Raw genomic sequence first — 13,131 nt, forward strand, 5'->3', positions numbered from 1 at the left:
CTATCCGGCGCCCTGGAAGCCTAGCTGCCGCCAGGCTTCGTAAACCACCACTGCGGCGGCGTTGGCCAGGTTGATGCTGCGGCTGTGCGGCCGCATGGGAATGCGCAGGGTATGCGCCGGCCCGGTGCGGGCGATAAACTCCGCCGGCAGGCCCCGGGTTTCAGGCCCGAAGACGATGGCGTCATCCCCCCGGAAGCGAAAATCGGTGTGGCTGCGGCTGCCTTTGGTGGAGAGAGCCACTATTCTGGCGGGCTGCTGCGAGTCCAGGAACGCCTGCCAGTCCCGGTGCCGCACCACCCGGCTGTACTCACTGTAGTCCAGGCCGGCGCGCCGCAGGCGCTTGTCGTCCATGGCAAAACCCAGCGGTTCGATCAGGTGCAGCCCGGCCCCGGTGTTGGCGCACAGGCGGATGATGTTGCCGGTATTGGGGGCTATTTCCGGTTGGTAGAGAACAATCTTGAACATTGCCTGGGAAGTGTACAAAGCGGGGCGCTGAGCCATAATTTGGAGCGGCACCGGGGGATGGAACCCGGTTAGCCAGGGCGCCTATTATTCCACAGTTGCGCTACTCAGTCAGTATGTTCATCTGCGGCCAGGTCACAGTCGATGTCCACTCCCAACTCATCGGCGATTTCATCCAGTTCGTCGCGCAGGCCGTCCAGGTCCGTATCCTTTGCGACGCGGATTCTGCACTGGGCGGTGAACAGGGGTTCGCCACTCCAGGGCGTGCTGTCACAGGCGGTGTCGAGCTGCTCGACGTTGATCCGGCGTGCGGCCAGGGTGCGCGCGACTTCTCTGACGATACCGGGGCGGTCATTGCCCACCAGCCGAAGCTGCAGTGAGCGCATGGCGCTGGCGGGTACCGCTTGGGAATCCTCGATCACCAGCTTGTAGCCTTCGTCTGTCAGTGCGCCGAGGGCATCCTTCAGGCCCTGAGAGGATTCGCTGGCGACGCTCACACGGAGAATACCGGCAAATTTCCCCGCAAATTGCGCCATGCGGCAGTCTTCCCAGTTGCCGCCATGGTCAGTCACGGCAGCGGAAAGCTTTTCCACTATGCCGGGTTTGTCATCGCTGATCAGGGAAATCACGAGATGCTGTTGCATGAAGTATTCCTTTGCTGCGGAGATGGGGGTTACACTGAGATGCATTGTAGTCACTGCTGGCGCAATTGATAACGGTTTCTCATGATCCCGCGGGTCTGTGCGCCGGCAGAGCAGCCAACAACTACGCGTAATTAATTACATTTTTGGTATCCACTGCCGGTTTGACCGAGCGCTTTGCGATGGAGAATGGTATGAAGGTGCATGCGGATCTGTGTCTCATTCCGATCGGCGTGGGGGTTTCGGTGGGGACCTACGTGGCCGAATGCCAGCGTATCCTGCGCGAGGCGGGCCTAAGCCACCGGATGCATGCCTATGGTACCAATATCGAAGGCGACTGGGATCAGGTGATGGCGGCGATCAAGCGCTGCCATGAGCGAGTGCATGAAATGGGCGCGCCGCGCATTACCACCAGCCTGAAATTGGGAACCAGAACTGACCGGGAGCAGTCCCTAGAGGATAAGCTCGATAGCGTCCGGGCACAGTTGGACCAATAACTTGTCTGTGAGCGCCCGCAGCCCGAACGTATCACCGGCAGGAGGCAACAGAGTTTTTCGACCGCTGGATTAAAAACGACAACTAGAGAGGAGAGTGTATGAGGACTAAACATTGGCTGGCGGCCTTTGCCGGCGTTGTCAGCGCCATAGCCTACGCCGGGGCAGTACAGGCTGAGGATCTCAAATCCGTCATCGACGGCAAGCAGCGTACAGAGGCCTATGTGGCCCGGGACCGCTACCGCCACCCGGAGGAAACGCTGAAGTTTCTGGGCATCAAACCGGATATGACGGTGGTGGAGATTACTCCCGGTGGTGGCTGGTATACAGAAATTCTCGCCCCCTACCTCAAGGAAGGCGGCCGTCTCTATGCGGCGCATTTTCCTGCGCAAAGCGAGTCCAATTACTACCGCCGTTCCCTGAAGGCATTCAAGGAAAAAATGGCGGCGGACGAGGGTAGCTATAGCGAGGTGGTTCTGACGGAATTCAATCCCCGGGCCGGCGTCGAGATAGCGCCACAAGGCAGCGCGGATGCGGTGGTGACATTTCGCAATGTGCACAACTGGATGCGTCACGAGGGCGATGCGGACAAGGCCTTCGCATCTTTCTACAAGGCGCTCAAGCCCGGCGGCATCCTCGGTGTGGTGGAGCACAGGGCGAAGCCGGGCACCAGCCAGGAGGGTATGATCGAGAGTGGTTATGTGACCCAGGACTATGTCATCAAGCTGGCCCAGAAAGCCGGTTTTGAGCTGGAGGCCACCAGTGAGGTCAACGCCAACCCCCAGGATACCGCCGACCACCCGCGCGGTGTATGGACGCTGCCGCCATCGCTGCGACTGAAGGACCAGGACAAGGCCAAATATCTGGCGATCGGCGAGAGCGACAGGATGACGCTGCGTTTCCGCAAGCCTGAAAACTGAAGTTAACCCATCTGGGATTTGCCTTTCTGACGGCCCGGGGTAAAACCGGGGCCGTCATTGTTTTTCAACAGTCTGTTGTTCCGAACAACGATCTTGAAGCCGTCAATCAAGCGTATAACCGCTTGATTGACGCGGACGGACATGGGTCGCAAACCCGGGTTAAGGAAAGCCAGGGGAGGCTTTTTCAACAATCTGTCAGGTTCCATAATATGATCATTCCTTTTACTGAACTGGCCCCCGATACCCTGCGCAACCTGTTGGAGGAGTATGCAACCCGGGAGGGCACCGAGTATGGGGAGCGCGAGATCGGTCTCGACCAAAAGGTGACGAGCCTGCGCCGCCAGTTGGAATCCGGTGAGGTGGTGATCTGGTTCGAGCCGGGCGAGGAGTCCGTCAATCTGGTGCTGGCGCGGGAGCTTGATGGTCTATGAAACCTTTGATTAGATCAGTACTGCCTCAGCGGAGACTGACCAGTGTCAACAGGCCCTAACTCTGCCGTGCACGGCGAGGTATTGCTGTACGACCGGCCGCAGTGTGTGGCGCGCGCTCGCTTCCTGTTTGCCCACGGTGCCGGGGCGCCCATGGACAGTGAGTTTATGCGGGTGATCAGCGCCGGCCTCAGTGCCCAAGGCGTCGAGGTCTGGCGCTTTGAGTTTCCCTATATGGCCGCGCGGCGAAGCGGCGGTCCCAAGCGCCCGCCGAATACCATGTCGCAGTTGCTGGACAGTTTGCGCGGGGTTTTGGAGCGTGCGGATACCAGTGCAGTAGGGATACCACTCCTGATAGGCGGCAAGTCACTGGGGGGCAGGGTTGCCAGTCTGCTGGCCGACGAACTGTACGCTGAGGAGCGGATTGCGGGACTGGTGTGTTTTGGGTATCCGTTCCACCCCCGCGGCAAGCCGGACCAGTTGCGTACCGCACACTTGCGGGCACTGAATTGTCCCACCCTGGTCCTGCAGGGCAGCCGCGATCCCCTGGGTAGCAGGGGAGAGGTGGCCGGTTACGACCTGAGTGCAGCCCTGGGTTTTCGGTGGCTGGAGGATGGAGACCACGATTTCCGGCCGCGGATCGCCAGTGGATTCTCCCAGGGGGAGCACTGGCAGACGGCAGTTGAGGCAGCGGCCGGGTTTATGCTGTCGGTGACGCCGGTCACTTAGTGTCAACAGGCCCCGGCCAGCTCCAGTATGGTGATGCGCTCTTCCCTGCACAGCATGGGTTGTAGCGCTGCCATCTGGGCGCGTCGCTCCTCGCTGGTGTACCAGTGCTGCCAGTGCAGATCCGACTGCCATTGGGGCAGGGTGAAGCGCCGCAGGTGATTGTCCTTGTCGGTAAAGGTCTGACCGTCGACGAACCCCACGGTGCGATAGGCATTGGTGAGCAGCTTGTGCGCGGCGTCCTCATAGGTGCTGCCCATTTCCGAAGTGATTTCCCGCTCAATCAACACGTAGATCATGGTTGGTCCCGCACAGTCTTTGAGTGGATTCTAGCGCGGCTCCACTCTGGGCATGTAGGCAAATTGGCCGCCAGCTTCCCCGTTTAGGCCGCTGTGGTTGTCGATATGTCCGACAGGCGGCAAACGATCCTGTGAAGGCGGGTGACGGCGGTATTCAAATCATCGAAAATACACCGATGAAGTTTGACCATACCCTCGACACCCGGGGTCTGCTGTGTCCCGAACCCGTGATGATGCTCCACGCCGCCGTGCGCAAGCTGGGCGCGGGGGAAGTATTGCAGATGCGCGCCACCGACCCCTCAACCCAGCGGGACGTTGCCAAATTTTGCCAGTTCCTCGGTTACGAGCTGGTGCAGCATCTGGAGGAGGATGACGAGTTCATCTACTGGATTAAAAAGGCGGGGCCCGACGCCTGAGTCGCTGCTGCGAAGGTCAACTCCGCGTGGTCCCCCAGCTTTTCAAAAGTGGCAATCCAATCGAGGAATGATTATCGATTGGATTGCCGGTGTTACGGGACTCAGGGTGAGGTGACCAGCGCCGCAATTGCCGCCAGTGCTTCAGGGTCTTCGGATTTGATCTTGTTGGCGATATGGTGTTGAAAGAAATAGTGGAAGTCGGTGGTCCCCTGTGCCGGGTATAGACAGTGATCTCCCGGCAATACGGGGGTGGTTTCCACTGTGTCGTGATTGATCAGCATGCCGTGAATCTCGCCACTGCCGTACAGCCGCCAGCTGACCACTTCGGTCAGGGTGAGATTTTCCCGTTGCTCGTCCATAAACACCGCGTGGGTACCTATGGTGTCGGGAATCTCCTGCATCACTTCTTCGGCCTTGCCTTTCTCGAACTCGAAATATTCCGCCGCAGTTTCCAATTCGACGATTTTGTGAATGGGGGCTTCGTGAAAAATCTCCTCGATGCCTGGGTCGAAGTAGCCCTCGAAACGCCCGTCCAAAGGGTCCTTGATTTCCGGACAGGCCACGATGGAGTTCAACCAGGGCACAAGGCCGACGACGTCGCCGTTGGCTTTGAGTCCCCAGCAGAGAATTTTCAGAGTGTAGAGATCCGAACCGTTTGAGCTGTTTGAGTAGAGCATTTCCAAGCCATCAAGCTCCGGCGCCAGGCGAATAACCCGCCTGTTCGCAGAAGTTTCGATCGGCTCGCCGGTGAAGAGGTCAACCACGTTGCGGTAGCTGTGGTCGGTCATAGAGCACCTCCTTGCAGGGCCGGTTGTGGTGCAGGAGGGGGTTGGACGACTTATTCCCCTCCTCGGGGAACCGGCGCTAGGGCATGGCCCTATACCGGCATCCCTGTGTCTAAAGGTATATGCTGATATATGGAAATACAACCAGTGATTGCAGTTTTCTCCTCGTCGCTTTGCAGTGGCCGGGCACATTGATATAGTCCGCGCCTTGCAGTCAGTGCGGGGTCGCAGTGTCAGTCCAGCTCAATACCAGCCGCGGGTGGAACCAGTTGACCACGGCGGATCGCATAGCGGCGGTGTTCGATCGCTGCTTTGCCGCGCCAGACTGTTTCAATACGCGCTTGTGCGGCGGCGCCGCCGAGCCTTTTTATCGCCCGGCGGGGGCGGGGTGCAGCTATCACAGGATCGAGTTCACGCGGGATTACCCGGCCAGCGCCCGGCACGAGGCCGCCCACTGGTGCGTGGCGGGCGCCCGCCGCCGCCAGCTGCCGGACTATGGCTACTGGTACCAGCCGGATGGCCGCTCCGGGGAGCAACAGGCTTTGTTCGAGCAGGTGGAGGTGAAACCCCAGGCACTGGAGTGGATCTTTGCCCGCGCCTGCGGTGCAGGGTTTCGCGCCAGTGCCGATAACCTGGCATCCGGTCTTGGCCCGAGTCGGTCTTTCCGGCAAGCCCTCTGGCATCAGGTCCAGTCCTACTGCCGCCAGGGGGGCAATGGGCGCGCGGAGCAGTTCGCATACGCTTTGGCCCGCGCTTTCCACCGCCCTGACCCGCTGCAGGGCGGCCAATACCGGTTGACGGAGCTGCTGTGAGTGAGGATCGCCCCAGTTACCTGGTAGACGCGTCCGTCTATATCTTCCGCTATTATTTTGCCCTGCCGTCCAACTGGGTCAGCCGCGATGGCTACGCCACCGAAGCTGTCTACGGCTTCAGCAATTTCCTGCTGGATCTGCTGGGGCGCCGACCCCGGCGTATAGCCTGCGCTTTCGATGAATCCCTTGGCAGTTGCTTTCGCAACCAGCTCTATCCACTTTACAAGTGCAGCCGGGCTCTGCCGGACGAGGCACTGGCCTATCAGCTCCAGGCCTGCCGGGAGATGGCCGCGGCACTGGGAATTGCCTGTTTCGCCAGCGAGCTCTACGAGGCAGACGATATTCTCGCGACGCTGACGCGCCGCTACCGGCGCTATCACCCCATTGTTATCAGCCGCGACAAGGATCTGGGACAACTGCTGGACCGGGGGGCGGCTTCCCTGTGGGATTTTGCCGCTAACCGACACCTGGATAGGGCGGCGATACAGGCCAGGTTTGGGGTACTTCCGGGCCAGATCGCGGATTTTCTCGCCCTGGTGGGAGACAGCAGTGACGATATTCCCGGGGTGCCGGGGGTAGGCGCCAAAACGGCGGCCGCCCTGTTGGGCGAATTCGCCAGTGTCGAAATTCTGCTGTCGGCACTGGAGCGGGTAGCGGAGCTGCCCCTGCGCGGTGCCAGGGGCATTGCCCGCAGATTGCACGATCACAGCGATCAGGTGCTACTGGCCAAGCGGCTGGCGTCGCTGGAAGAGTCAGTGCCACTGTCGCTGGAACCCCAGGGTATCAAGTGGCGCGGCGCCGACGTGAATCTGGCGGTGGCCCTGGCGGGGGAATTCGGTATTGGTGGCCTCAAGGCTAAAATCCAACGGACCCTGACCGAGACAACCGGAGAATTGGCGTGACCCGCTCCGCACCACAGCTGAACATTGTCGCTGATGAAAATATTCCTGCCCTGGAGCACTATTTTGGTGGGCTGGGCAGCATTCAGCGGCTGCCTGGCCGCCCTCTGTGCCGCGCACAGCTGGCCCAGGCCGACGTACTGCTGGTGCGTTCAGTGACGCGGGTGGACGAGCAATTATTGCAGGGTACACCGGTGAAGTTTGTGGGCAGTTGCACCATAGGCACCGATCACCTGGATACCGACTGGCTGGAACGCAACGGCATTGCCTGGAGCGCCGCGCCGGGCGCCAACGCCAACTCAGTGGTGGAATATGTGTTTTGCGCGCTGGCGGCTCTCGGGTGCGACTGGCGCGAGCGCCGCTTTGGAATCGTCGGGTGCGGCAATGTGGGCGGACTCCTGCAGCGCCGCCTGCATCGGCTGGGTGTCCAGTGCGCAGTCTATGATCCCTGGTTGCCGGACAACCCGGACTCGACCCCACTGGAGCGGGTGCTGCGACAGGATGTGGTGTGCCTGCATGCGCCGCTGGTAACTGGGGGGCCGCACCCCAGCCGGCACCTGCTGGGAGAGCGGCAACTGGCCAGTCTTCCGGACGGGGCGGTACTGATCAGTGCCGGGCGGGGTGCGGTGGTGGACAACAGTGCGTTGCTGGGCTTTTTACGCGGTGGTGGCCGTGTGACTACGGTGCTGGATGTCTGGGAGGGTGAGCCCGCCATAAACACGGCGCTGCTGGAGCTGGTGGATATAGGCACGCCACACATCGCCGGCTACAGTCTCGATGGCAAACTGGCCGGTACACGTATGATTCGCGCGGCAATGGGGCTGGCCCTGCTCGGCGAGGGCAACTCGGGGCAGGCCACCAGCGAAGAGGGGCAGGCCCATACTATCGCAGTCGGGCCCGGTGCCGAAAAGGGCGGCTTCGGGCAACTGGCTGACCTGCTGTTGCAGATTTACGATCCGCGCAGTGACGACACCCGGCTGCGTCAGGCGGCCAGGGGGGCGCTGCCGATGGCACAGGCGTTTGACCTGCTGCGGCGGGAATACCCGCAGCGGCACGAGTTCCACCACTACTGCATTGACGATGCCCGGCTGGATAAGGCCCAGCGGGCGCAACTGGCAGCTCTGGGGTTGTATGAAGCTGAGTAAACTCGGACTTGTCGTCAATCCCTGGGCCGGCGTGGGCGGGCCTGCGGGGCTAAAAGGCAGCGATGGCGCCGACACTGTGGCGCGGGCGCTGGCAGAGGGCGTGGAGCCGCGGGCGAATGCGCGCGCGGCGGTGACGCTGGCTGCGCTTCGGGAAAATGTGGAGCGCGTGGAAATCCTGTGTTTCGGCGGCGATATGGGAGAGAGCGTGGCGCGGGACAGTGGACTGGCTGTCCGCGTCGTGGGTTGCGCTGCGTCGCAACCCTCCACTGCCGCGGATACGGAGCGAGCGGCGCGGGAGATCCGTGCCGCCGGGGCGGATTTGATCGTGTTTGTGGGCGGCGATGGTACTGCGCGCAATATGGTTAACGCCCTCGGCGACGATTTCCCCGTACTGGGAATTCCCGCCGGAGTAAAAATGCATTCAGCGTGTTTTGCCATTTCGCCAACGGCGGCCGGTGAGGTATTGCGGCGGTTACTGGCCGGCAGACTCGTCGATCTGCACGAGCGGGAGGTGCGGGATATCGATGAGGGCGCCTTCCGCGAGGGCCGGGTGAGTACCCGCTATTACGGCGAGTTGCTGGTGCCGGAGGAGGGCCATTTCCTGCAGGCGGTGAAAAACGCCGGGCGGGAGGTGGAGGAGCTGGCGGTGGCGGATATCGCCGCGGAGGTGGTGGAGGGACTGGAGCCGGGCACACTGTATCTGGTGGGGCCGGGCTCCACCACTCTGGCAATTCTCAATGAACTGGGCCTGGAGGGAACCCTGCTGGGGGTGGATCTGCTCTGTGATGGCCAGCTGATCGCCCGCGATGTGAGTGCGAAGAGGATCCAGGCGGCACTGGCCAGCCACCGGGGGCCGGCGCGCCTCATAGTCACGGCGATCGGTGGTCAGGGGCACCTGATCGGCCGCGGTAACCAGCAGTTTTCCCCGGAGGTACTGCGCGCCCTGGGACGCGACAATGTCACAGTGGTGGCCACTAAAACCAAAGTTACCGGACTTCAGGGCCGCCCCCTGCTGGTGGACAGTGGTGACCCGCAGCTGGATGAGCAATGGAGCGGATTTATCCGGGTGATCACCGGCTATCGCGATGCGATTCTCTATCCGCTCAGCAATGGTGATTTATAGTGACGGACTGGACGCAACTGCTGGAGCAGGCGGCGGGTAAACTGGTTGAATCCACAACCAATTCTGCACCTCTATCGGTACCTGACAGCCGGCGCCTGTTCCACGGCCGCGGGCGCTGTTTTGCCGGGTTGGAACAGGTTTGCTTGGACAGTTTTTTCCCCGTACTGCTGGTGACTCTGTTCGAACCCTACGCGAACGAGAGTGAACTGTGTGAGGCGCTGTGGGAAATGGTCGCTGGACACGGCTATACCGGCGTCGCCGTGCAGCGCCGTTATCGACCGGGGGCGCCGGTTGAGTGGGTCTGCGGGCGGCCACTGGCGACACCCGTGGCGCGCCGCGGTGAATTGCGTTTCCCGCTGACTTTTGCACGGCAAAATGTGGGTTTCTTTCTCGATATAGAACCGGGCCGGCGCTGGCTGGAGGAGCAGGTGCGGGCCGGCAACGGAGAGCTGAAACTGCTGAACCTGTTCGCCTTTACCTGTGCCTTTTCGGTGGTGGCGCGGGCGGTCGGTGAACTGGGTATCGTGAATGTGGATGTGAACCCCGGAGTGCTCAACCGCGGCCGCGAAAACCACCTCTATAACAAGCTGCCGCTAAAGGGTATCAAGTTTCTGCAGCTGGATGCCTTGCGGCAGTTCAATCGCTTCGACCGGCGTGGCCCCTTTCAGCTGGCAGTGGTGGACCCACCCACACGGCAGAAAGGGCGCTTCGATGTGAACGAGAATTACGATCATTTGCTGCGGCTGCTGCCCGACAGCCTGGCGCCGGAGGCGGAGCTGCTGGTGGTGCTGAACTCTCCGCGCCACAGTGAGGCGCAGTTTCGCGATTTGATCGAACAGGCCGACAAGCGCTATCGGATAGTGACCCGCCTGCCGCAGAACCCCGATTTTCCCGACCGGGATGAGGATGCGGCCTTGAAAATGCTACACGTCAGTTTTCGTCATTATTAAGCGGTAAGCCACTCGACAAGCCCTTCTCTGTTGAATGGCCGGTTAAAAAATAACCCTAAGGCCTCACAGCTTGCTGAACCTCAGCATCAGCTGTTGCATCAGTTCCTGCAATTGTGGCGAGGAGCCGTCGCGGACGGCGCGGGCCAGCAGTTCGGCGTTGCTCAGACCGCTGTCATCCAGAGCCACCAGCAGCAAAAAGCCCCGGTGGCTCAATACCGCCTCTTCCACCGCCTCCTGGCGCACCAGCTGTGCAAACTGAATATAACCGCTCTGCTGCAGCCAGGTTATGGCGCCCAGACAGGCCAGGTGGCGGGGCGAGTGGAGGCCGAACTCGTCGGCTTGGTCGGGACCGGCAATATCCTCTACATACACCGTTGCGGGTACGGGAAACTGGTTGAACAATGTCAACAGGATTCCGCCGGCATCGCGAAAAAAATCGTTGATGTGCAAATCATTCAGCATTGGCGATCACTGTCCGGCCTTCAGGCGGAATAGCTTTCTAGAAACTGCCCCAAACGCAAAATAGCTTCGGAAAGATCTTCGGCGCGGGGAAGAAAAACGATACGCAGGTGATCAGGCGCGTCCCAGTGAAAGGCACTGCCCTGAACCAGCAGAATCTTTTCCTGGCGCAGGAACTCCAGCACCAGGTGCTCGTCACTCTTGATCCGGTGATGGTCCAGATGCAGGCGGGGAAACAGATATATCGCCCCCCGGGGTTTGACACAACTGACGCCGGGAATCTCGTTCAACATCCGGTAGGCCAGATTGCGCTGCTGCCGCAAGCGGCCGCCCGGCAGCACCAGATCGTTGATGCTCTGGTAGCCCCCCAGAGCGGTTTGCACCGCAAACATAGCCGGTACATTGCCGCACAGCCGCATGGAGGCGAGGATATCCATTCCTTGGATAAACCCCTTGGCTCGCTGCTTGGCTCCGCTCACCACCATCCAGCCGGAGCGGAAACCGGCCAGCCGATAGGATTTGGACAGGCCGTTGAAGCTCAGGCACAGCACATCCTCAGCGAGGCGGGCGATGGGGGTGAACTGGGCATCGTCGTAGAGTATTTTGCTGTAGATCTCATCGGCGAAAATAACCAGGTTGTGGGCGCGGGCCAGGGCTACGATTTCCCTCAGCAGCGCCTCCGGGTAGACTGCACCGGTGGGATTGTTGGGGTTGATGACCACTATGCCCCGCGTGCGCGGGGTGATCTTGGATTTGATATCGGCGATATCCGGCAGCCATTCGGCCTGTTCGTCGCACCGGTAGAGTACCGGTGTCGCTCCGGTCAGGTTGGTGGCCGCCATCCACAGGGGGTAATTGGGCATCGGCAGCAGCAGCTCATCACCGGCATTCAGCAGCGCCTGGGTGGCCATGGAGATCATTTCGGATACGCCGTTACCCAGGTAGATGTCATCTATATCCACATCCGCGATGCCCAGGTTCTGGCATTCCTGCATAATGGCCTTGCGCGCGGCGAACAGGCCCTTGGACTCGACATAGCCCTGTGCATGGGCGAGATTGTGGATCACGTCCTGGATGATTTCATCCGGGGCATTGAAACCGAAGGGTGACGGATTGCCAATGTTCAGTTTGAGGATACGGTGGCCTTCCTCTTCCATGCGCTGCGCCTGCTCCATAACGGGGCCGCGAATCTCGTAGCAGACGCCGTGGAGCTTGTCCGATTTAAGAATGTCCTTCATGGTATGAGTGTAACCCTCGGGGCGGAATACTGTGGGTGCGCCGGTTAGCCGCTCCTACAGAGAGGCGATAAAGAGGACAGAGTATGTCAAAAGAGAAAGACGATAACTACTGGCGCGACAGGCTGACGCCGGAAGAATTTCATGTTCTGCGTGAGGCGGGCACCGAGCGGCCCTTCAGCGGTGAATACTGGGACTGCTTCGCCGACGGTGTCTACCGCTGCCGGGGCTGTGGCCAGACGCTGTTCCACTCGGATGCCAAGTTCGAGTCCGGCTGTGGCTGGCCCAGCTTCGACGCCGAGGCCCAGAGCGGGGTTGTGGCGGAGCGCGCGGACAACAGTCTCGGCATGCAGCGCACGGAGATTGTCTGCGCAAACTGCGGCGGCCACCTGGGCCATGTGTTTCCGGATGGGCCTACGGACACGGGGCTGCGCTACTGCGTCAATTCGCTCTCGGTCAGGCTGGAAGCGGAAGGAGAGGAGGGCGGCCAATGAAACACGCTCACTGGAGCCGCTGGCTGGTGCGGGTACAGCTGTTGCTGTTGACCGTCATCGTCCTGGCAGGTCTCGCGTTGCGCCTGGACCTGCTGGGCTTCCGGGTGGTTTTTCAAGTGTTCAAATACGCCGGTGTGGCGGCTCTGGCGGTGGCATTGATCAGTCTGCTGGTATTTGTCTGGGGAATGGTGAAACGTCACGCCGACAGCCGCCGCGCGGCGATATGGGGCGTATTGCTGGGCCTGCTGCCGGTGGCGCTACCGCTGCTGACAGTGGGGAAGGACAACTTCGATGTCCCCCCCATTCACGATATCAGTACGGATTTGCACAATCCGCCGCAGTATGAGGAAGTGTTGACCCTGCGCAGGGAGGGTGACAACAGTGCGGCCTACGGCGGCGAGGCATTGGCCGAAGCCCAGCGGGGAGCGGATATCTATGCGGACATGCTGCCCTTGCAGGTGGACCTGCCGGTGGCGAGGGTCACGGAACTGGCGGCGGAGGTGGCCGCTGAACTGGGCTGGCGGATTGTGGCCGAGGACCCGGAGCGGGGACACCTGGAAGCTGTCGACCGGACCCTGCTGTTGGGATTCAGGGACGACGTAGTGGTGCGGGTCACGCCATCCGGTGAGGGCTCCCGGGTGGATGTGCGCTCCAGTTCCCGGGTTGGTGTCAGCGACCTGGGCGCCAATGCCCAGCGTATCCGCACTTTTCTGCGGGAACTGGAGGAACAGGTTGCGGAGCGGCAATAATCCCTGTGACCCCCTCGTTTCCACGGGTTTTATGGCAGTTCTGGGAAACTGGTAAGTGCCTGACTATAAAAGGAAAAAGCACCAAAAAAGTTTT

The 13,131-nt window shown here is 60.9% G+C and carries 18 protein-coding genes; 12 read left to right on the plus strand and 6 right to left on the minus strand.

The features are described from left to right. Both trmL and ABVT36_RS04560 read right to left on the minus strand, forming a co-directional pair. Entirely contained in the window at nt 1-465 is a 465-nt protein-coding gene (gene trmL / locus ABVT36_RS04555; protein ID WP_368455714.1) for a tRNA (uridine(34)/cytosine(34)/5-carboxymethylaminomethyluridine(34)-2'-O)-methyltransferase TrmL, read from the minus strand. Nucleotides 466-569: 104 nt separating this feature from the next. Continuing rightward, on the minus strand, nt 570-1,106 hold the full coding sequence (locus tag ABVT36_RS04560; RefSeq protein WP_368455479.1) for a glycine cleavage system protein R: 537 nt from the start codon (nt 1,104-1,106) through the stop codon (nt 570-572). A gap of 191 nt (nt 1,107-1,297) precedes the next feature. On the opposite strand from ABVT36_RS04560, the gene ABVT36_RS04565 reads away from it, so the two are divergent. The 4 genes from ABVT36_RS04565 to ABVT36_RS04580 all read left to right on the plus strand — a co-directional run bounded on the left by ABVT36_RS04565 (nt 1,298) and on the right by ABVT36_RS04580 (nt 3,674). After that, on the plus strand, nt 1,298-1,600 hold the full coding sequence (locus ABVT36_RS04565) for an MTH1187 family thiamine-binding protein (protein ID WP_368455480.1): 303 nt from the start codon (nt 1,298-1,300) through the stop codon (nt 1,598-1,600). A 98-nt stretch (nt 1,601-1,698) separates the two neighbouring features. Then, complete coding sequence (locus ABVT36_RS04570) at nt 1,699-2,517, plus strand: class I SAM-dependent methyltransferase (RefSeq protein WP_368455481.1); 819 nt, start codon at nt 1,699-1,701, stop codon at nt 2,515-2,517. Nucleotides 2,518-2,726: 209 nt separating this feature from the next. Continuing rightward, nucleotides 2,727-2,948 (plus strand): YheU family protein, encoded by a 222-nt coding sequence (locus ABVT36_RS04575; RefSeq protein ID WP_368455482.1) that lies wholly within the window; start codon nt 2,727-2,729, stop codon nt 2,946-2,948. Between the two features lie 42 nt (nt 2,949-2,990). Then, a complete protein-coding gene (locus ABVT36_RS04580; RefSeq protein WP_368455483.1) occupies nt 2,991-3,674 on the plus strand; it encodes an alpha/beta family hydrolase in 684 nt (227 codons plus the stop codon). A gap of 2 nt (nt 3,675-3,676) precedes the next feature. Here ABVT36_RS04580 and ABVT36_RS04585 read toward each other — a convergent pair whose 3' ends face one another. Next, nucleotides 3,677-3,970: an antibiotic biosynthesis monooxygenase gene (locus tag ABVT36_RS04585; RefSeq protein WP_368455484.1), complete on the minus strand. Its 294-nt coding sequence runs from the start codon at nt 3,968-3,970 to the stop codon at nt 3,677-3,679. 176 nt (nt 3,971-4,146) lie between these two features. Between ABVT36_RS04585 and tusA the strand changes: the two genes are divergently transcribed. After that, the gene (tusA, locus tag ABVT36_RS04590) at nt 4,147-4,386 is read left to right on the plus strand and encodes a sulfurtransferase TusA (RefSeq protein ID WP_367150920.1); all 240 of its coding nucleotides are present in this window, start codon (nt 4,147-4,149) and stop codon (nt 4,384-4,386) included. Nucleotides 4,387-4,487: 101 nt separating this feature from the next. Here the strand turns inward: tusA and ABVT36_RS04595 are convergent, their stop codons facing one another. After that, entirely contained in the window at nt 4,488-5,174 is a 687-nt protein-coding gene (locus ABVT36_RS04595; protein WP_368455485.1) for a hypothetical protein, read from the minus strand. A 227-nt stretch (nt 5,175-5,401) separates the two neighbouring features. Between ABVT36_RS04595 and ABVT36_RS04600 the strand changes: the two genes are divergently transcribed. The 5 genes from ABVT36_RS04600 to ABVT36_RS04620 are packed head-to-tail and all read left to right on the plus strand — an operon-like array spanning nt 5,402 to nt 10,100. Beyond that, nucleotides 5,402-5,983 (plus strand): elongation factor P hydroxylase, encoded by a 582-nt coding sequence (locus ABVT36_RS04600; RefSeq protein ID WP_368455486.1) that lies wholly within the window; start codon nt 5,402-5,404, stop codon nt 5,981-5,983. Beyond that, nucleotides 5,980-6,885: a 5'-3' exonuclease H3TH domain-containing protein gene (locus ABVT36_RS04605; protein WP_368455487.1), complete on the plus strand. Its 906-nt coding sequence runs from the start codon at nt 5,980-5,982 to the stop codon at nt 6,883-6,885. The genes ABVT36_RS04600 and ABVT36_RS04605 overlap by 4 nt, the downstream gene beginning before the upstream one ends. After that, nucleotides 6,882-8,027 (plus strand): 4-phosphoerythronate dehydrogenase, encoded by a 1,146-nt coding sequence (locus ABVT36_RS04610; protein WP_368455488.1) that lies wholly within the window; start codon nt 6,882-6,884, stop codon nt 8,025-8,027. Before ABVT36_RS04605 ends, ABVT36_RS04610 begins: the two co-directional genes overlap by 4 nt. Beyond that, nucleotides 8,014-9,150 (plus strand): ATP-NAD kinase family protein, encoded by a 1,137-nt coding sequence (locus tag ABVT36_RS04615; RefSeq protein ID WP_368455489.1) that lies wholly within the window; start codon nt 8,014-8,016, stop codon nt 9,148-9,150. Before ABVT36_RS04610 ends, ABVT36_RS04615 begins: the two co-directional genes overlap by 14 nt. Continuing rightward, on the plus strand, nt 9,150-10,100 hold the full coding sequence (locus ABVT36_RS04620) for a class I SAM-dependent methyltransferase (protein WP_368455491.1): 951 nt from the start codon (nt 9,150-9,152) through the stop codon (nt 10,098-10,100). The genes ABVT36_RS04615 and ABVT36_RS04620 overlap by 1 nt, the downstream gene beginning before the upstream one ends. A 63-nt stretch (nt 10,101-10,163) precedes the next feature. Here ABVT36_RS04620 and ABVT36_RS04625 read toward each other — a convergent pair whose 3' ends face one another. Then, the gene (locus ABVT36_RS04625; RefSeq protein WP_368455492.1) at nt 10,164-10,562 is read right to left on the minus strand and encodes a hypothetical protein; all 399 of its coding nucleotides are present in this window, start codon (nt 10,560-10,562) and stop codon (nt 10,164-10,166) included. A 20-nt stretch (nt 10,563-10,582) separates the two neighbouring features. Continuing rightward, nucleotides 10,583-11,797, minus strand: coding sequence for a pyridoxal phosphate-dependent aminotransferase (locus ABVT36_RS04630; RefSeq protein ID WP_368455493.1), 1,215 nt, complete (start codon nt 11,795-11,797; stop codon nt 10,583-10,585). A gap of 83 nt (nt 11,798-11,880) precedes the next feature. On the opposite strand from ABVT36_RS04630, the gene msrB reads away from it, so the two are divergent. Further along, complete coding sequence (gene msrB / locus ABVT36_RS04635; protein ID WP_368455495.1) at nt 11,881-12,288, plus strand: peptide-methionine (R)-S-oxide reductase MsrB; 408 nt, start codon at nt 11,881-11,883, stop codon at nt 12,286-12,288. Next, nucleotides 12,285-13,037, plus strand: a complete 753-nt coding sequence (locus ABVT36_RS04640) for a DUF1499 domain-containing protein (protein ID WP_368455496.1) — start codon at nt 12,285-12,287, stop codon at nt 13,035-13,037. Before msrB ends, ABVT36_RS04640 begins: the two co-directional genes overlap by 4 nt. Nucleotides 13,038-13,131 lie beyond the last annotated feature (94 nt).

Source organism: Microbulbifer sp. TYP-18, from assembly GCF_040932045.1.
GTDB lineage: Bacteria > Pseudomonadota > Gammaproteobacteria > Pseudomonadales > Cellvibrionaceae > Microbulbifer.